Below are 18,737 nucleotides of genomic sequence, written 5' to 3'. Positions count from 1 at the left end.
TGTTGCGAAGCTCAGCGCCTCGTTCTAGCTGCCTCATCAGCGAATAACGAAACTGGGTTCCTAGATGTCGTCTGCGTTGCGTGATCGACTGCGTTACGGACTTGCCGCTTTTCTCGCCGGCACGGCCGCCCTCGGTTCGTCCGGCGCGGCCTGGGCGCAGGAGGCGGTGACGCTGGAAACGCTCAGCGTCGAGGGTTCGGGCCGGGGCGGCAGCGGCCCCGGCGGAGCCGGCACCGAGAGCGCCTTCGGTCCGGTCCCCGGCTACGTCGCGCAGCGCAGCGCCACCGGCACCAAGACGGACACCGCGTTGAAGGAGACGCCGCAATCGATCTCGGTCGTCGGCGAGCAGCAGGTCCGCGAGCAGGCCGCCACCAGCGTGCAGGAAGCCCTGCGCTACACCGCGGGCGTCGCCGCGGAAGCCTACGGCCCCAGCACCCGCGGCGACTATCCGCGCATCCGCGGCTCGGACGCGGCGATCTTCCTCGACGGCCTGCGCCTGAAGGACCCCGACGTCTTCAACGAGCCCCGGCCCGATCCCTACACCCTGTCGCGCTTCGAGGTGCTGCGCGGCCCCGCCTCGACCCTCTACGGGTCGAGCCCCGTCGGCGGGTTGATCAACCTCGTCTCGAAGCGCCCGCTCGACGTGCCCTACACCGAGGCCGGGGTCCGGTTCGGCAATTACGGCTGGAAGGAAGCCTTCACGGATTCGACCGGGCGCCTGACCGAGGACGGGCAGTTCCTCTACCGCTTCGTCGGCGTCGGGCGGCTCGCCGACGCGCAGACCGATTTCGTCGCCAACGACCGCTACGTCATCAACCCCTCGGTGACGTGGCGCCCCTCCGCCGACACGAGTTGGACCCTGATCGGCCTGCACCAGAAGGACGCGTTCGGCGCCTCCGACGCCTTCCTGCCGCGCGAGGGCTCGCTCTATGCCGGCCCGAACGGCTTCATCCCGCTGAACCGCTTCACCGGGGATCCGAACTTCAACCGCTACGAGACCGAGACGAGTTCGATCACCAGCCTGTTCGAACACCGCTTCGACGACAGCCTGATCCTGCGGCAGAACCTGCGCTACAGCCACATCGACGGCACGTATCAATCGGCCTACGGCAACGTCTACACCCTGACGCCAAGCGCGGATCTGCCGAACGCGCCGTTCCTCGATCCCGCCCGCCGGACGGTCGATCGGTTCACTTACCGCGTCAGCTCAGTCAAGGACCGGATCACCACCGACACCAACCTCCAGGGGCGGTTTGATACCGGGCCGATCTCGCACACGGTGCTGGGCGGCGTCGATTTCCGCCAGCAATGGGACAGCACCCGCACCGGCTTCGGCACCGATGCCCGCCCGTTCGATCTCTACGCGCCGGTCTATGTCGGCGTGACCCCGCCGGATCTCGGCGTGCCGACCGCGCTCTCGCAGAGCCAGACCGGCCTCTACCTGCAGGATCAGATCAAGTTCGGTCAGTGGATCGTGCTCGCCACGATGCGGCACGATTGGGTGAACAGCGCCACGCGCGGCGCCGAAAGCGTCGCCGGCGAGGCCACCACCGGCCGCATCGGCCTGATGTACGCCTTCGAGAACGGGCTGACGCCTTACGTCTCCTACGCGACCTCGTTCACCCCGATCTTCGGCGCCAATGTCTGCGCGGGGGGCGCCTGCCGTCCGATCGAGGGCGAGCAGATCGAGGGCGGCTTCAAGTACAACCCGACGCCGTGGTTCGCGGTCAACGCGGCGATCTACGACACGGTGGAGCGCAACCGGCTCACCCCTGACCCGAGCGGGCTGCCGATCTCGATCCAGACCGGGAAGGTCAAGATCCAGGGCGGCGACATCGAGGCGATCGCGACGATCAACAACGACACCAACATCATCGCGAGCTACGCCTATACCGATGCCCGCTACGCGGCCGGCGACAATGCCGGGGCGCGGGTCGAGACGCAGCCGCTGCACCTCGCCTCGCTCTGGGTGACGCACCGCTTCACCCTGGCCGAGGTGCCCGGCTCCTTCCTCATCGGCGGCGGCGTGCGCCATATCGGCGAATCCTTCGACGGCTCGCTCAACAGCTTCAACACGCCGGCCGTGACGCTCGCCGACGCACTGGTCGGCTGGGAGGACGCGCATTGGCGCGCGCAGCTCAACGTCTCCAACATCGCCGACACGCGGTATCTCTCGACCTGCCTTGCCCGCGGCGACTGCTTCGTCGGCACGCGGCGCACGATCCTCGGTAGCCTGACCTACAAGTTCTGAGCCCGAATTGACGGATCGCGCCCCGGGTGGGAAAGCCTCTCGCATGAGCGACGCGACGGCTTCTCCCCTCCCCTCACCCGACGACCTCGCCGCGCTGAAGAGCGAGGCGGGGGCGTGGTTTTCTACCCTGCGCGACCGGATCGTCGCCGCGCTGGAGACGCTGGAGGCGGAGGCGACGGGCCCCTTCCATCCCCATGCCCCGAAAGAGGCCGGGACATTCGAGAAGACCCCGTGGCAGCGTACCGACCATAGCGGCGCGCCAGGCGGCGGCGGCGTCATGGCGATGCTGAAGGGCCGCGTGTTCGAGAAGGCCGGCGTCCACATCTCGACCGTTCACGGCGAGTTCGCGCCGGAATTCCGGGCGCAGATGCCGGGCGCGGCCGAAGATCCGCGCTTCTTCGCCACCGGCATCTCGCTGATCGTCCACCCCTGGAACCCGAACGTTCCGACGGTGCACATGAACACCCGCTTCGTCGTGACGACGAAGGCGTGGTTCGGCGGCGGGGCCGACCTCACCCCCGTACTCGACCGGCGCCGCACGCAGGAAGACCCGGACACGCAGTTCTTCCACGCCTGCCTGCGCGAGGCCTGCGAGAAACACGCGCCGGCCGCCGACTACGAGAAGTACAAGGCGTGGTGCGACGAGTATTTCCACCTCAAGCACCGCAACGAGCCCCGCGGCATCGGCGGCATCTTCTACGATTATCACTGGACCGGCGATCCGCAGGCGGACCTCGCCTATACCCGCGATGTCGGCGGGGCCTTCCTGAAGGCCTACCCGGAGATCGTCCGGCGCAACCTCGCGCAGGCCTGGACAGAGGCCGACCGGGAGGAGCAGCAGGTGCGGCGCGGGCGCTACGTCGAGTTCAACCTGCTCTACGACCGCGGCACGATCTTCGGCCTGAAGACCGGCGGCAACGTCGCCTCGATCCTGTCCTCGCTGCCGCCGACCGTGCGCTGGCCCTGACCGGAAGACGGTCCACAATTCGGCCGACTCCTTTATGACGTGACGCCATGGCCGAGTCCTCGCTTCCCACCCGCTTCGCCCCGCAACAGGACGACGCGCTCAAAGCCATCGCCCGCTGGCGCAAGGAGGGCGGCTCCCAGGTCTTCCGCCTGTTCGGCTATGCCGGCACCGGCAAGACCACGCTCGCCCGCCGCATCGCCGACGACATCGACGGCCCGGTCGTCTACGGCGCCTTCACCGGCAAGGCGGCCTCGGTCATGCGCCAGAAGGGCTGCGACGACGCGGCGACGATCCACTCGCTGATCTACCGCACCAAGGAGGGCGACGAGGGCGGCCCGACCTTCAGCCTCAACCGCTCCGGCCCGGCGGCCAAGGCCGACCTCATCGTCATCGACGAGTGCTCGATGGTCGATTCCGATCTCGGCCACGACCTACTCTCGTTCGACAAGCCGGTTCTGGTGCTGGGCGATCCCGCCCAATTACCGCCCGTGCGCGGCGGCGGCTTCTTCACCGAGGCCGAGCCCGATGTGATGCTCACCGACGTCCACCGGCAGGCCGCCGACGACCCGATCGTGCGCATGGCGATGACGATCCGCGAGGGCGGGCGGCTCGAAGTCGGCGAGTACGGCCAGAGCCGGGTGGTGCGCCGCCGCGACATCGATCCGGCCCAGGTGCTCGATTGCGATCAGGTCTTGGTCGGCCTCAACCGGACGCGACGCCTCTACAACAACCGCCTGCGGGAACTCGCCGGGCACACCGACCCGATGCCCTCGGTGGGGGAGAAGCTGGTCTGCCTGCGCAATGACCGCACCAAGGGCCTGCTCAACGGCTCGACCTGGACGGTGCAGTCCCTGCGCGCCCCGCCCCGCCCCGACACGGTCCGCCTCGACGTGGTGCCGGAGGACGACCCGGCGGCGCGCCGCCGCGCCGTGGACATCAAGGTGCTGCGGCAGGTGATCGAGGGCTCGGAGGAGGAGATCCCGCTGTTCCTGCGCCGCGAGACCGACGAGTTCACCTACGGCTACGCGCTCACGGTCCACAAGGCGCAGGGCTCGCAATGGGACAAGGTAGTCCTGTTCGACGAGTCCTACGCGTTTCGCGAGCACCGCGCCCGCTGGCTCTATACCGGGCTGACTCGGGCGGCGCAGGCGATCACCGTGGTGGTGTAGCGCCGATCTCAAGCGCTCTCTCGGCCTGTGCTCATCCCCTCGCCCCGCTGGCGGGGAGAGGGGACGAGGTCATCTCCGATTTATCCGATTCACCACGTGCGGGGATGAGGAACGCCATTCTCCGCATCACCTGCGGAGAATGGCTCGCCCTCATGCCGCGGCCCGCGCTTCTACCGCCCCGAGCAGCGTGCAGAGCGCCACCGCCTCGGCCGCCTTGCGCACGGCGTCGAGGCCCGGAAAGGTCGGTGCGATGCGCAGCGTCCGGTCGTGCGGGTCCTTGCCGTAGGGGTGGGTCGCGCCGGCGGGGGTGAGCGCGATGCCCGCCTCGCCTGCGAGTTGGACGACCCGCGAGGCGGTGCCGTCGGCGACATCGAGCGTGATGAAGTAGCCGCCGAGCGGCCGGCTCCACTGCGCGACCTCCCAACCGTCGAGGCGGGCGGCGAATGCCGCTTCCACCGCGGCGAATTTCGGGGCGATCAGGGCGCGGTGCCGCTCCATATGGGCGGCGATCCCGGCCGCGTCGCGCAGGAAGCGGACGTGGCGCAGCTGGTTGAGCTTGTCCGGCCCGATGCTGCGGCGCCCGGCCTGGGCGAGATACCACTTCACGTTCGCGGGCGAGGCGGCCAGCATCGCGAGGCCCGCACCGGCCAGCGTCACCTTCGAGGTCGAGGCGAACACGATCGGACGGTCCGGGTTTCCGGCCTCGGCACAGGCCTCCAGGATGTTGACCAGCGCGGGCCGCGTCTCGGTGAGGTGGTGCACCGCGTAGGCGTTGTCCCACAGGATGCGGAAATCGGGCGCCGCCGCCTTGAGCGAGGCCAGCCGCCGGACGGTCTCGTCGGAATAGGTCTCGCCGCTCGGGTTCGAGTATTGCGGCACGCACCAGATGCCCTTCACCGAAGGGTCGGCGGCCTCGCGCTCGACGGCCGCCATGTCCGGCCCCTCCCCCGTCATCGGGATCGGGATCATGCGGATGCCGAAGCCCTCGCACAGGGCGAAGTGGCGGTCGTAGCCCGGAACGGGGCAGAGGATCGTGATCGGCTCCTGCTTCGACCACGGCCCCGTGCCGCCGGGCACGCCCTTCAGCAGCGCGTAGACGAGCACGTCGTGCATCAGCGCGAGGCTCGAATTGTTGGCGATCACGATCTGCTCCGGCGGCGCGCCGAGCACCGGCGCGAACAGCGTGCGGGTCTCGGGCAGGCCCTGGAGGTTGCCGTAATTGCGCGCGTCGGTGCCGTCCTCGGCGGTGGTGTCCCGGTTTCCGGGAAGCGCCAGCATCTCGGCGGCGAGGTCGAGCTGATCGGAGGCGGGCTTGCCGCGGGTCATGTCGAGCTTGAGGCCCTGCGCTTTCAGGGCTTCGTACTCGCCGCGCAGGCTGGAGCGCAGCTCCGACAGGGCTTCAGGCGACAGGGTGGACAGCGACGGCATGGGATTCCTCGTGGCGGTGCCGAGGCCGCGTTCGAACCCGCGGCGGAGCCGGGGTCAAGGCCATCCCGCCGGAAAGGCGTGGGCGAGCGCCGGGTCGCCCATCCCCACTGTGGCGCATCTGTCACGTTTGCAGGTGCGAAATGATCAAACTCCTAACGCGGGATGAACCGCGAGCTTGGCCTTAACGCACTGTTAACCATTCCAACCAAAAAGCTAAATCCGTCAAATGATGGAGGAAGCGGCAACCAGGAGCGTCCCGCAAAAGCGCTCCCGAACCGCGGTCCAAAAGCATTCGACAGCCCTCAGCAATTCAATCGGCCATGGCGGCGCGCGAGTGACACTCGTGTCTGACGCAATGACCGTGCACATCTTCGAGCACAGACGATGTACATCGTTGTCGACGAGCGGCAGAGCGTGACCGACCACTACGTCGCCGGGTTCGGCGCGGAGGGCGTGGAGGCGCAGGGGTTGGCCATCGGGTCCATGAAGGATTGGCTCGACGCCGCGCCGCGGATCGACGTCGAGGCGATCGACGGCTTCCTGATCGGGGATTGCGCCGACCGCGCCTCCTGCACCGTGGCGATCCGTTCGCTCAGCCGGGCGCCGATCATCGCCCTCAACGAGACCCGCTCCCTGGAGCAGACCCTGGCGCTGTTCACCGTCGGCATCGACGACGTGGTGCGCAAGCCCGTCCATGTCCGCGAGATCATCGCCCGCGCCACCGCGATCCGTCGCCGGACCGGCCGCGGCGTCGAGCCGGCGCCGGCCCCCGACCGGGCGGGCCGCCTCAAGGTCTATACCGACGGCCGCGACCCGGAGATCGACGGCGCCTGCCTGATCCTGCCCCGGCGCGAGCGCCACATCCTCGAATATCTCTCGAAGAACCGCGGCCGGCAGGTGACCAAGGGCCAGATCTTCACGGCGGTCTACGGCGACCTCGACACCAGCGTCGAGGAGAGCGTGGTGGAGGGCCATATCAGCAAGCTGCGCAAGAAGCTGCGGATGCGCCTCGGCTACGACCCGATCGAGGCCAAGCGGATGGCGGGCTACACCTTCGTCGGCTGAAGCGCCCGTCCGGAACCCGTTAACGAGAAAAGGCCGCGCTCGGTGAGAGCGCGGCCTTTCTCCGTTTCGGTGGGGCCCGCCCGGATGGGGCGGGCCCGCCGTTCGGCTTAGCGGAACAGCGAGAGGACGGTCTGGGTCGCGCTGTTGGCGATCGAGAGCGTCTGAACAGCGAGCTGCTGCTGGGTCTGCAGCGCCTTCAGCTTGGTCGACTCCTCTTCGATGTCGGCATCGACGAGTGTGCCGATCGTGCGGTCGTTGGCCTTCATCAGGGTGTCGATGAATGACTTCTGGCCATCGATCTGAGTCTTGCTGGCGCCGAGTTTGGTGCCGGCGTCGGTGACCTTGGCGAGTGCCTTCTCGACCTGGGTAATGATGTTCTTCAGGGTCGTATCGCCCGCTGTGCCAGAGAGCGTCGATATGTCGATCGTGCTGATCGCATAGGACGTGCTGCCGTCGACCGTGTCGAGGATGCCCCTGCCAGCCGTTGTCCCGGCTGCCGAGCCCTTGCCGACGCGTGCGTCGGCGGCCGTCGTGCCGGTCCCGAAGCCGACATCGACCAGCGCGAAGGCCGGAGTACCACCAGTGCTGGCGGTGTTGTTCTGGATGGTAATCTGAGCGGCCGCGCCAGTGGCGGTGGTGGTGAAGGTCAGGCGGCCGGAGCTGTCCAGCGAAGCCTTGACGTCACCGACGAGCGGCGTCGTAGCGGTATCGGCGGCGATCTGGTTGTTAATCGCGTCGATGAACTCCTGCGTCGTCACCTTGGTCAAGTCTGCCGCCGCCGAGGCCATCGTGGTCTTGTTGATCACGATGTTGGCAGTGTCGCCGTTGCCGAGGGTTAGCGCGAAATTCACCTCGTTAGCAGCACTGAAGTTCGCGGTGCCGCCAGCGAAGACTGTGGTGCCCGTGAGCGCAGTCGTACCAACGATCTGGCCAGCCGTAGCGGGCGTGCTGATCGTGCTGGAGTTCAAGTCGTAGAGCTTGATCGCATTCACGTCGATGCCGATCGTCGAGAAAGTGACGGTTCCAGCGGTGTTGCGAGAGAAACCAGCGACGACGTTCTGGGTGCCCTGGAAGGCAGTGTTCGAGGCCGAGGAGTCGACCGAGAGCCAATTCTGGCCGGACGAGATCGACGAGTCGGCGGTCGACTTCATCTTGTTCTGCAGAGCGGCGATCTCGACCTGCACCTTGGAGCGGTCGACACCGGGGGTGAGCGCCGTCTGCAGCTTGGTGCGGAGGTTCTGCAGGTCGCCCAGGACAGAGGTCAGGCCGTTGTAGGCAGTGTCCACTGCCGAAGCTCCGAGGCCGAGCGAGTCCTTCACGGCCGAGAGTGAGGCGTTGTCGGTGCGCACCGTGGTGGCGATCGACCAGTAGGCGGCGTTGTCCGCAGCCGAGGAGACGCGCTGACCGGTCGAGACGCGGTTGCTAGTCATGTCGAGTTGCTGATTGATGCCCTTGAGCGTCGTCAGCGCCGTCATCGCGGCGGTGTTGGTAAGCAGGCTGGTCACGGATCAGACTTCCGGCAAAAGAGGGGGGACGGTTCTTAGGACCGGACTCGCACCGGTGCGGCCGCACGGCCCTATCGAGAGGGCCGCGGCGAGCCCCTGAGGGCTCGTTTCGCCGCGCATCACACCTCCGGACTCGCACCGGATCAACGGACCGACATCATGTCCATGAACCCGTTGGAGGGTTCACCCGCTGGCCTCTTCTCGAAGGCCGCTCCGCATCGTTGCGGAAGGCGCCTTTCGATGGACCGACAATGGCGGTCGCGCGTTACGAAGCGATTAAGCGAGCCTGTCCCGCATCGTCCCGCCCCCTGCTCTCCACAGGCCGGCCGCGCTTCTGTGGAGAAGCCGCTCAGGCATCGTCCTGATGATTGGATCCGGGACGATGCGGGGCAAGCTCTTGCCGTTGCATCGTCTTTTTCCAAGAGCCGCACCCGACCCGACGAGATCGGGCCCGCGTCTCTCGGTCTTCGTTTTTCCGCGCATTCGTTCGACGAACCGGTGACCACTTCGCCGGGCGGCGCTCTAAACGACCGGCTCGCTCTCGAAGACGACACCTGCGAAGTCTCCGCGGCGCCAGCACAGCCGGGCGGTCATCGTGCGCAGGTCATGCGCGGCGATCACGAGGGAAAACGTCTCCGGCAAGTCATGCTCGGGGGCGACGCGGATCTTGGCGCCCCGCAGCGAGAGGTCGCGCACGGTGCAGGCGATCAGGCGTTCGGGGCCGAGGACGATGCGTCCCTGCTGGACGACGCGGTGACGCTTGCCCGCCCGTTCGACGGGCGCTGCGGATTCCGGCGAAACACTTTCCCGCGGATCGGCCATGCTCGCTCCCCGGCGCCCTCTCCTTCGGCTTAACGGCCGCCCGCGGCGCTGTCGATGAGATGGGACGCCCCTTCGCGCGGCATCGTTAACCGGATGTCAAGCATATTTGTAGACGGATCATGAAGGATGACGCTTTCGCCCCCGGGGCACGCGCCGCGAAGACGGTTCGCGCGGCGCGCCGGGATCACCTGTCGAGACCTCCATGACGTCCGATTCCGCACGGCGATCGTCCCTCGGCACCGCCTCACGCGCCGCGAACCTTCCGGCGCGGCCGGTAGCGGGCAGCATCGCGGCCCGCCGTGCCCGCGAGGCGGCCGGCGAACGCACGGTGCTGGCTGGTCTCGTCCTGCTCGCCCTCACCGCCAGCGGGTTCGCCGGCTACGCCATCGCGACCGGAACGCATGAATATGCGGTGCAGGCGGTGCTGCCCGCCGGCACCGCGCCCTTCACCTGGAAGAAGACCGTGGCGCAGGGGCGCCTGGCCGACCCCGATTTCGATCCCGTCACCACCGGCTCGCTGCCCGATCGGCCCGTGGCAGCCGCCGCCGGCCTTCAAGGCCCGGCGGAGTCGCCGGTCCTGCCGCCCGCGGGCGCCTACGCCCTGCGCGGGGTCACTGATGGGATCGCGACCTTGGAGAATCAGGAGGGACAGCGCACCGCCGCGCTCGGCAGCGTGCTGCCCGGTGCGGGCCGAGTCCTGTCGATCCGCCGGACCGGCGCGGGCTGGGTCGTGATCACCACCGAGACGATCATCGGCCCGGTGGCGCCGTGACGCGACCGGCCGGAGGCGGGCAAGCCTGGGACAAGGGAGCCGCCCTAAGCATCGGCCCGAAAGGTCGTCACCGAATTTCGGACAAAGACGATGCAAACGAAGCATCGGATCCTGCTCGCGCCGCCGAGTCGTCGGTTGCCTTCCTCCCGCGCTCCCACCCAGGCGCCCGCCCGTGACCGACACCCTCACCAGTTACCGGCTGATCGCCAAGGATCTCCCCGCCTCCCTCTCACGGAAGGCGGCCGAGCCGATGGTGGCCCGGGAGACCGCCTATTACGAGGCCCATATTGGCCAGGTGAAAACGGTCGACGACCTGCTCGGCGACCAGCGTCTCTACGCCTATGCCATGAAGGCCTACGGCCTGGAGGAGATGACCTACGCCAAGGCGTTCATGCGCAAGGTTCTGGAGGAAGGCGCTGCCAGCGCGGCGAGCTTCGCCAACCGCCTTGCGGACGACCGCTACACCGCCTTTGCCAAGGCGTTCAGCTTCGGCCAGGGCGTCACCGCTACGGGCGCCGACCCCGCGCGCTTCGGTGAGCAGGCCCGCGCCGCCTCGCTTAGCGCGCCGAAGCTCCTGGCCGACTCCTACGATTTCAGCGGCCGGGCCGAGGCGAGCTTCCTCGTGGAGTCCCGGCTCGACGCCACGACGACGCAATCGGTCACGATCCGGCTCAACGCGCAAACCCTGGCCGGTCGGGTGGCAAATCCCGCGAAGGTGACGCCCGCGGAGATCGCGGCAGCGGTGGCGGCGCAGATCGAGGCATCCGCCCTCAAGGGCAAGGTCCAGGCGGGTCTCGCCGCCGACGGGAGCCTGTTCTTCGAGACCACCGCACTGACCGATCTCGGCGCCGACGGCGCCTACGGCGGCACGGGCCTGTACGCCGACACGCTGGTGAACGCGGGCGGGTCGAACCGCACCCTGACGATCCGGAATGCCGCGCTCTCCGCCAATCGGACCGCCGTCGATGTCGGCTTCGGCACGGATCTGGGGCCCGACTCGATGGCGCAGACTGTCACCCAGGCCTATCTGCGCCAGTCGCTGGAGAGCGAAGCGGGCGACGCCGATACGGGCGTGCGCCTCGCGCTCTACTTCGCCCGCAAGGCATCGACGCTCACGAGCGCCTACGACATCCTCGGCGATGCGGCGCTGAGCCAAGTGGCCAACACCGTGATCGGCCTGCCGGCGACGAGCGGCGCGGCCACGAGCGAGGCCCTGGCCAAGCGGGCCCAACTGATCGCCAGAAAAATCGACATCGCGAGCTTCCGCGACCCTGCCAAGCTCGACGCCTTCGTGCGGCGCTTCGCGGCGATCTGGGACGCGCAGAACAACACCGCCAGCGCACCCATCCTCGCTCTGTTCACCGGCACGGGCAGCCTCGACGCCGAGACGCTCCAGAGCGTGCAAACGGCGCGGATCGGAGGTTAAGGGCCATGCAGAGCAGCCTCTACGTCGCCCTGTCGAGCCAGATCGCCCTCGAAAAGCGCCTGACCACGACCGCCAACAACGTCGCCAACATGGCGACGGTAGGCTTCCGGGCGGAGGAAGTCAGCTTCTCGGAACTGCTCGCCCGCTCGAACCGCGGCGAGGTCGCCTTCGTCGGTCCGGGCAAGACCACCATCTCGCGCGCCGCCGGCCCGACGACGAAGACCGATTCCGCCCTCGATGTCGCGGTCCAAGGGGACGCGTGGCTCGGCGTGAAGGGACCGAAGGGCGACACGCTCTATACCCGCGACGGGCGCCTGACGATGGACGCCAACGGGCAGTTGCGCACGGTGGGCGGGATGCCGGTGGTCGATCCCGGCGGCGGCCCGCTGCTGCTCGATCCCCAGGCCGGCCCGCCGGTCATCGGGCGGGATGGCAGCATCCACCAGGGCGTGAACCAAGTCGGCGCGCTCGGCGTGTTCAGCATCGACGCGAAGGCGACGCTGACGCGCTCGGGCGAGAATGCCGTCGCCGCGAGCCTGCCCGGCCGGCCGGTGCAGGACTTCACCCGCATCGGCCTCGTGCAGGGCTATGTCGAGGGCGCCAACGTCAATCCGATCATGGAGATGACCCGGCTCATCGCGATCCAACGCGCCTTCGAGAGCGCGGCGACGATGACCTCGGAGGCCGACACCACCCTCACCGGCGCCGTCAAGACGCTGGGACCGCAGGGCTGATGCGATGAGCCTCAACGCGATCGAGCGCCTGGAACAGGCGATGGAGGCCGGGCGCCGCGACCTGCCGCTGGTGCGGGTCGCCGGCCCCGTGCGCGAGGTGACCGCCAGCGCGGCACGGGTCGCGGGCGTGTCCGCCTTCGTGCGGCTCGGCGACCGCATGGGTTTTTCCGCCGACGGCCGCACGCAGGTCGGCGAGGTGGTCCGCATCGATGCGGCCGGCGCCACGGTGAAGCCGTTCGAGAGTCGGATCGAGGCCGGCATCGGCAGCCTCGCCCACCGCATCGGCCCGGCGCAGCTGCGCCCGGACCCGCGCTGGAAGGGCCGGGTGATCGACGCGCTCGGCCGCCCCGTCGATGGGCTCGGCCCCCTGGCCGAGGGGCCCGCCAGCGTTCCGCTCGATGCCGACCCGCCCGCCGCGATGACCCGCGCACGGGTGAAGACGCCGCTGCCCACGGGGGTGCGGGCGATCGACCTGTTCACGCCGCTCTGCGCCGGACAGCGCATCGGCATCTTCGCCGGCTCCGGCGTCGGCAAGTCGACCCTGCTGGCGATGCTGGCCGGCGCCCAGGGCTTCGACAGCGTGGTGGTCGCGCTGGTGGGCGAGCGCGGGCGCGAGGTGCGCGAGTTCCTCGAAGGCCCCATCGCCGCCGCCCGCGACCGCGCCGTGATCGTGGTCTCGACCGGCGACGAGAGCCCGATGATGCGCCGGCAAGCGCCGAAGGTGGCGCTGGCCGTGGCCGAGTCCTTCCGCGACCGCGGCGAGTCGGTGCTGCTCATCGTCGATTCCGTGACCCGCTACGCCCACGCCGCCCGCGACGTGGCACTCGCCGCCGGTGAGCCGGCGGTGGCGCGCGGCTACCCGCCGAGCGTCTTCTCGGACTTGCCGCGACTCCTCGAGCGCGCCGGCCCCGGCGCGGAGGGTACCGGCACGATCACCGGCATCTTCTCGGTCCTGGTCGATGGCGACGACCACAACGACCCGGTCGCCGACTCGATCCGCGGCACCCTCGACGGCCACGTGGTGCTCGACCGCGCCATCGCCGAGCAGGGCCGCTACCCGGCGATCGAGCTGCTCGGCTCGATCTCGCGCCTGGCGGGCGAGGTCTGGACCGGCGACCAGCGCGAGTTGGTGCGCAAGCTCAAGAGCATGATGGCCCGCTTCGAGGAGACACGGGATCTGCGTCTGATGGGTGGCTACCGTGCCGGCAGCGATCCCGATCTCGACCAGGCCGTCAGCCTCGTGCCGCGGATCTACGAGGCCCTGCGGCAGGAGCCGGGCCAGCCGCCGAGCCGCGACGCCTTCCTCGAACTCGCCCAATCCCTGCGGGGATGATTGTGCCCCGCAAAACCTTCAGCCCCGCGCAAGCGACACCGTGTCCAGTGCGCCAGAATTCGAAAGTCAACGAGGTGTCCGCATGAGTCTCATCGGCGGTGCTCCGCACGGGCGTCTCCGGAATGAACGCTCAGTCCAACCGCATCTCGACGGTGGCTGAGAACATTCAGAACGCCAGTACCACCGGCTACAAGCGCACTTCGGCCGAGTTCTCGTCGCTGTTGCTCGATTCGGGCGATGTCGGAAACTACAACTCGGGTGCGGTCGAGACCACGCTGCGCCGTTCGGTGAGCGAGGGCGGCCCGATCGCCTCGACCAATTCCGACAAGGATCTCGCGATCCAGGGCAACGGCTTCTTCGTGGTGAGTGATGCCGCCGGCGCGCCCTTCATGACGCGGGCCGGCAACTTCGTGGTCGACGGCAAGACCGGCAACCTCGTCAATGCCGGCGGCTTCACCCTGATGGGCTACAGCCTCGCCAACGGTACCCCGAACCCGGTCCTCAACGGCGTGGCCGACCTCAAGCCGGTCAATGTCAGCGTGATGGGTCAGGAGGCACGGCCCTCCACCGCAGCCACGGTCAGCGGCAACCTTTCCTTCGAGACGCCGGTCTACGATCCGACGGCGACGGGCGCCATCGGCTACTCGAAGAAGAACTCGCTCAAGGTCTACGACAATGTCGGCCGGCCGGTGACGCTCGACGTCCAGATGACCAAGACCGCCGCCAATACCTGGTCTGTCGAATTCCTCGACCCGGCCCCGCCGAGCACGTCCCTCGGCACGACCAGCGTGACCTTCGACGGCAACGGCAAGATCACCGGCAGCGCCTCGACTCTCGTGAAGGTGCCGAACGGCGGCAGCATCCCCGTCGATCTGCGCGGCCTGACGCAGCTCTCCGGCAACCACAACCTCTCCGGCACCGCCGACGGCTCGTCGCCCACCTCCGTGAGCGGAACCGCCTTCGGCGAGGACGGCACCGTCTACGCGGTCTATACCGACGGCACCCGCAAGGCCGCGTTCAAGGTGCCGCTGGCGGATGTGGCGAGCCCCGATAACCTCGCGCCACGGGCCGGCAACGTCTTCACCACGAGCGCCGAATCCGGTGACATCCAGGTCGGCTTCGCCGGCCAGGGCGGGCGCGGCATCCTGAAGGCCGGCGCGCTCGAACAGTCCAACGTCGATGTCAGCACCGAACTGACCACGATGATCGAGTCGCAGACGGTCTACACCGCCAACTCCAAGGTGTTCATGACCGGCAACGAGCTGCTCGAAACCCTGATGAACCTGAAGCGCTAACGCGAACCGTCCTCGCATCCGGGGGCGCCGGCCCGACACCGGCGTCCCCGTCTCGTATCGCGTCCCAGGAACCGACCGATGGGTCTCACCCTCGCGCTCAACACCGCGCGCGCCTCGCTGCTCGCGAACTCGAACCAAATCGCCGTCTCCGCGCGCAACGTCGCGGGCGCGAACGATCCCGGCTATTCGCGCAAGATCGCGACGCTGGTCGCCGGCAGCACGGGCGGCGCCACGGTGACGATCACCCGTGCGGGCGACCCGGCGCTCTATGCCCGCACGCTGAACGCCTCGTCGGACGCCGCCCGCGGCGACGCCCTTCTCACCGGGCTGACGAAGCTCGCGCAGACCGTCGGCGACACCGACGACCCGACCGCGCCGGCCGCGCGCCTCACGACCTTTCAAGCCGCGCTCCAGGCCGCCGCCAACCAGCCCGACAATGCGCAGCTCGCCCGTGACGCGGTCGAGTCGGCCAGGGCTCTGGCGGGAAGCCTGAGCCAAGCGGCGGAGGCAATCCACGCCGCGCGGGCGGAGGCCGATGCCGGAATCGCCGCCTCGGTGAGCCGCATCAACGACCTTCTCGTCCGGTTCGAGGCCGCCAACCGCGCCGTGACCAAGACCACGGCCCTCGGCGGCGACGCCACCGACGCGCTGGACGACCGCGATCGCATCCTGACCGCGCTGTCGCAGGAGATCGGCGTCCACGCCGTGGCCCGCGAGGGCGGCGACATGGCGCTCTACACCGATGGCGGCGTGACCCTGTTCGAGCGCGGCCCTCGCGCGGTCACGTTCTCGGCCACATCCGTCTTTGCCGCGGGCACCGTCGGCGGCGGCGTGCGGATCGACGGCGTGCCGGTGACCGGGGCCACCTCGCCGATGCCGCTCAATTCCGGGCGGATCGCCGGGCTCGTGGCCCTGCGCGACGGTGCGGCGGTCCAGTACGAGGCGCAGCTCGACGCCCTCGCCGGCGGGTTGATCGACGCGTTCGCCGAGAGCGACGCCGTGGGCTTCGACAGCGGTCCGCGGGCCGGCCTGTTCACCGTGGGCGGCAGCGGGATCCTGCCCACGGGCGCCGGACGCACCGGCCTCGCGGCCTCGATTTCGGTCAACGCGGCGGTCGACCCGGCCCGAGGCGGCTCCGTCGCCCTGCTGCGCAGCGGCGGCATGAACGGTAGCGACTATGCCGATCCCGCGGCGGGCGGCGACGCGGCCTATGCGGGCCGCCTTCGCGGCCTTCTCACGGCGCTGACGGCGGCCCGGCCCGTCGATCCGGCCCTCGGCCTCGGCACCTCCGCCGGCCTGCCCGACCTCGCCGCTTCCTCCGCGGGGTGGCTCGAAGCGCAGCGTAAGGACGCGTCGACCGACGCGTCCTACCAGAAGACCCTGCTGACGCGCGCCAACGAGGCGCTCTCGAACGTCGCGGGCGTGAACGGCGACGACGAGACCGCCCTCGCCCTCCAGTTGGAGCGCTCCTACAGCGCCTCGGCCAAGCTGATCTCGATCGTCAACGACCTCCTCAAGACCCTCCTCGACGCGGTGCGGTGATACGGCCATGATGACGACCGGCTTCATCTCAAGCCTCAACCTGTGGAATGCGCCGCGCACCGGCGTCTCGCGGCTCCAGAGCGAACTCGCGAACGCGACCAGGGAGATCGCCACCGGCCGCTTCGCCGATGTCGGCGCGACCCTCGGCGGCGGTGTCGCCGGGGCCTTCGGCCTGCGGCGGCAGAGCGCCGTGCTCGCTTCGCTGACTCAGAGCAACGCCGCGGCCACGTCCCGGCTCGCGGCGACGCAGGGCGCGCTCACCGAGATTCGCTCGTCCGCCGAGACGACCCTGAACGAACTCACCGCCCTTCCCACCGATCAACGGGCGAAGACGCTCGTGGACTCCGCGCGCGGCCGCCTCGCGGCGCTGGCGGGCACGCTCAACACCAGCACGAACGGTCAGTTCGTGTTCGGCGGCACGAACAGTGGGGCGGCACCGCTGACCTCCTACGAGGGCAGCCCGACCTCCGCCGCCAAGACGGCGGTCGATAAGCTCTTCACGGACTTCTTCGGCTTCGCGCCCGGCTCTGCGGCGGCGTCCACCATCACCCCGAACCAACTCCAGGGCTTCATCGACGGGCCCCTCGCCGGCCTGTTCACCGAGGTGAACTGGAGCCGGACGTGGTCGGGCGCGTCGAGCCGCACCCTCGACAGCCAGATCTCGCTCACCGAGACCGTCACCACCTCGGTGAGTGCCAACGCCGAACCGTTCCGCAAGCTCGGCATGGCCTACGTCATCGCCTCGGGGCTCGGTCTGTCCGGCCTTTCGCAGGAGGCGCAGAACGTGGCCACCGGTAAGGTCATGGACATCCTGGGCCAAGTCAGCGGCAGCCTCACGACGATGCAGGCCGATCTCGGCCGCGCCCAGAGCCAAATCACGGAAGCGAACGCGCGCATGTCCAAGCAGACCGCGCTGCTGACCGGACAGATCCGCGATCTGGAGAACGTCGATCCGGCCGAAGCCAAGAGCCGGGTCGATGCCATCACGACCCAGATGCAGATGTCCTACGGGCTGACCGCGCAACTGCGCAGCCTCAGCCTGATCAACTTCATCTCCTGAACGCCCGCCTGTTGAAACCGAGTACGGAGCGTCGGCCCCGATGTACCGCCTGTCTTATGCCGAGATCATGGAAGACGCGCCCGACCTCGGTCGCGAGCGCGAGCGCGACGCCTTCGACCGGGCGCTCAGCCAGCTCCGCACGGCTGAAGCGCAGGGCGCCGCGGCGGGCCCGGCGCGGAGCGCTGCGGTCGGCTCGATCCAGGATCTCTGGAACGTGCTGATCGCCGACCTGCTCGACCCCGAGAACGCGCTGCCCGAAAGCCTGCGCGCCGACCTCGTCGCCATCGGCCTGTGGAACATGCGTGAGGCCGGCGAAGTGCTGAGCGCACCCGACCGCAGCCTCGCGGCCTTGATCGAGGTCAACACCTCGATCCGCGACGGATTGCAGTAGGGGGCGGGCCATGACGCGCGAGACCGGCCGGGCCACTGCCCGCACCATGCACCTGAGCCTGAAAGCGGGCGAGCGCGTCTACATCAACGGCGCGGTGGTGCGCGTCGACCGCAAGGTCGCGCTCGAGCTGATGAACGACGCGACCTTCCTGCTGGAGGGCCACGTCCTCCAGGCGGAGGAGGCGACGACGCCCCTGCGCCAGCTCTACTTCGCGGCGCAGACCATGCTGATCACCCCGGCCCAGGCCGGCCCGGCCCGGTCGCTCTATGCCCGGATCGAGGAGGGCATCCTCGCCGTGACGACCGAACCCGCGATCCGCGACGGGCTGGCGGCGGCGCACGCCCTCGTCGAGGCGGGCCGGGCCTTCGAGGCCCTGAAGCTCATCCGCGGCCTCTACGCGACGGAGGCAACCTTGCTCGGCCCGTTGGCTCCGCTCCCCGAGGTGCCGCCCGCCGCCCTCGTGCCATCCGCCCGCTCCGGCCAACGCCGCCGGCCGCGGACCCGGCCGGCCCTCTCCTCCGACAAGGCCTGAACTTCCATGGACGTCAGCAGCACCGGCACGACTACCAGCACCACCACCGCCGCGGCGGCGAAGGCAGCGACCTCGGTCGCCTCCAAGATGAACGCCGACACCTTCCTGACGCTTCTGATGGCCCAGCTACAGAATCAGGATCCAACGAAGCCGATGGACTCGACGGAATATGTCGGCCAGCTCGCGACCTTCTCGCAGGTCGAGCAGGCCACCAAGACCAACCAGAAGCTCGACTCGCTGCTCACGTCGAGCTTCCTGAATCAGGCCGACGCGATCATCGGGCGCAGCCTCACCTCGGCCGACGGCCTGACCTCCGGCACGGTGCAGTCGGTGCGGGTCACCGGCGACGGCGTGATGGCCAAGCTCACCGACGGCCGCGAGATGCTGCTCGCCTCCGGCATCTCGATCAGCTAGCGCATCGTCCCGAAAGGGTGACCGCCGGCTT

The 18,737-nt window shown here is 69.0% G+C and carries 16 protein-coding genes and 1 pseudogene; 14 read left to right on the top strand and 3 right to left on the bottom strand.

Going from position 1 to position 18,737, the window contains the following annotated elements; translation table 11 throughout:
- Positions 1 to 64: 64 nt before the first annotated feature.
- Genes M2437_RS04935 through M2437_RS04925 form a run of 3 tightly spaced genes read left to right on the top strand, consistent with a single transcriptional unit; the run spans position 65 to position 4,387 of the window.
- A complete protein-coding gene (locus tag M2437_RS04935; RefSeq protein ID WP_309247848.1) occupies positions 65 to 2,251 on the top strand; it encodes a TonB-dependent siderophore receptor in 2,187 nt (728 codons plus the stop codon).
- A 43-nt stretch (positions 2,252 to 2,294) separates the two neighbouring features.
- A complete protein-coding gene (gene hemF / locus M2437_RS04930) occupies positions 2,295 to 3,218 on the top strand; it encodes an oxygen-dependent coproporphyrinogen oxidase (RefSeq protein WP_253389540.1) in 924 nt (307 codons plus the stop codon).
- A gap of 47 nt (positions 3,219 to 3,265) precedes the next feature.
- The gene (locus M2437_RS04925; RefSeq protein WP_253389539.1) at positions 3,266 to 4,387 is read left to right on the top strand and encodes an ATP-dependent DNA helicase; all 1,122 of its coding nucleotides are present in this window, start codon (positions 3,266 to 3,268) and stop codon (positions 4,385 to 4,387) included.
- A gap of 150 nt (positions 4,388 to 4,537) precedes the next feature.
- Here the strand turns inward: M2437_RS04925 and M2437_RS04920 are convergent, their stop codons facing one another.
- Entirely contained in the window at positions 4,538 to 5,815 is a 1,278-nt protein-coding gene (locus tag M2437_RS04920) for an aspartate aminotransferase type Ic (protein WP_253389538.1), read from the bottom strand.
- Positions 5,816 to 6,199: 384 nt separating this feature from the next.
- On the opposite strand from M2437_RS04920, the gene M2437_RS04915 reads away from it, so the two are divergent.
- Positions 6,200 to 6,880: a response regulator transcription factor gene (locus tag M2437_RS04915; protein ID WP_012605734.1), complete on the top strand. Its 681-nt coding sequence runs from the start codon at positions 6,200 to 6,202 to the stop codon at positions 6,878 to 6,880.
- Positions 6,881 to 6,987: 107 nt separating this feature from the next.
- Here M2437_RS04915 and M2437_RS04910 read toward each other — a convergent pair whose 3' ends face one another.
- Entirely contained in the window at positions 6,988 to 8,385 is a 1,398-nt protein-coding gene (locus M2437_RS04910) for a flagellin N-terminal helical domain-containing protein (protein ID WP_015821091.1), read from the bottom strand.
- A 522-nt stretch (positions 8,386 to 8,907) separates the two neighbouring features.
- Positions 8,908 to 9,207: a PilZ domain-containing protein gene (locus M2437_RS04905; protein WP_015821092.1), complete on the bottom strand. Its 300-nt coding sequence runs from the start codon at positions 9,205 to 9,207 to the stop codon at positions 8,908 to 8,910.
- A gap of 202 nt (positions 9,208 to 9,409) precedes the next feature.
- On the opposite strand from M2437_RS04905, the gene M2437_RS04900 reads away from it, so the two are divergent.
- The 10 genes and pseudogenes from M2437_RS04900 to flgD all read left to right on the top strand — a co-directional run bounded on the left by M2437_RS04900 (position 9,410) and on the right by flgD (position 18,706).
- Entirely contained in the window at positions 9,410 to 9,979 is a 570-nt protein-coding gene (locus M2437_RS04900) for a hypothetical protein (RefSeq protein WP_012752120.1), read from the top strand.
- Positions 9,980 to 10,151: 172 nt separating this feature from the next.
- Positions 10,152 to 11,405 carry a DUF1217 domain-containing protein gene (locus M2437_RS04895; RefSeq protein WP_253389537.1) on the top strand — a complete coding sequence of 418 codons (1,254 nt, stop codon included), beginning with the start codon at positions 10,152 to 10,154 and terminating at the stop codon, positions 11,403 to 11,405.
- Positions 11,406 to 11,410: 5 nt separating this feature from the next.
- Complete coding sequence (gene flgF, locus M2437_RS04890) at positions 11,411 to 12,139, top strand: flagellar basal-body rod protein FlgF (protein ID WP_253389536.1); 729 nt, start codon at positions 11,411 to 11,413, stop codon at positions 12,137 to 12,139.
- A 4-nt stretch (positions 12,140 to 12,143) separates the two neighbouring features.
- On the top strand, positions 12,144 to 13,472 hold the full coding sequence (gene fliI, locus M2437_RS04885) for a flagellar protein export ATPase FliI (RefSeq protein WP_012605738.1): 1,329 nt from the start codon (positions 12,144 to 12,146) through the stop codon (positions 13,470 to 13,472).
- A gap of 82 nt (positions 13,473 to 13,554) precedes the next feature.
- A pseudogene (locus tag M2437_RS04880) lies at positions 13,555 to 14,767 on the top strand (flagellar hook protein FlgE).
- A gap of 78 nt (positions 14,768 to 14,845) precedes the next feature.
- On the top strand, positions 14,846 to 16,309 hold the full coding sequence (gene flgK / locus M2437_RS04875) for a flagellar hook-associated protein FlgK (RefSeq protein WP_253389535.1): 1,464 nt from the start codon (positions 14,846 to 14,848) through the stop codon (positions 16,307 to 16,309).
- Between the two features lie 7 nt (positions 16,310 to 16,316).
- A complete protein-coding gene (locus M2437_RS04870) occupies positions 16,317 to 17,369 on the top strand; it encodes a flagellar hook-associated family protein (RefSeq protein ID WP_253389534.1) in 1,053 nt (350 codons plus the stop codon).
- Between the two features lie 40 nt (positions 17,370 to 17,409).
- A complete protein-coding gene (gene flaF, locus M2437_RS04865) occupies positions 17,410 to 17,760 on the top strand; it encodes a flagellar biosynthesis regulator FlaF (RefSeq protein WP_003604052.1) in 351 nt (116 codons plus the stop codon).
- A gap of 46 nt (positions 17,761 to 17,806) precedes the next feature.
- Positions 17,807 to 18,292, top strand: coding sequence for a flagellar biosynthesis repressor FlbT (gene flbT, locus M2437_RS04860; RefSeq protein WP_373691188.1), 486 nt, complete (start codon positions 17,807 to 17,809; stop codon positions 18,290 to 18,292).
- A 6-nt stretch (positions 18,293 to 18,298) separates the two neighbouring features.
- Positions 18,299 to 18,706: a flagellar hook assembly protein FlgD gene (gene flgD / locus M2437_RS04855; protein WP_056456900.1), complete on the top strand. Its 408-nt coding sequence runs from the start codon at positions 18,299 to 18,301 to the stop codon at positions 18,704 to 18,706.
- The last annotated feature ends 31 nt before the right edge of the window (positions 18,707 to 18,737 follow it).

The organism is Methylorubrum pseudosasae, assembly GCF_029504475.1.
GTDB classification, from domain to species: domain Bacteria; phylum Pseudomonadota; class Alphaproteobacteria; order Rhizobiales; family Beijerinckiaceae; genus Methylobacterium; species Methylobacterium extorquens.
This window is presented reverse-complemented; position numbering and strand designations above follow the sequence as displayed.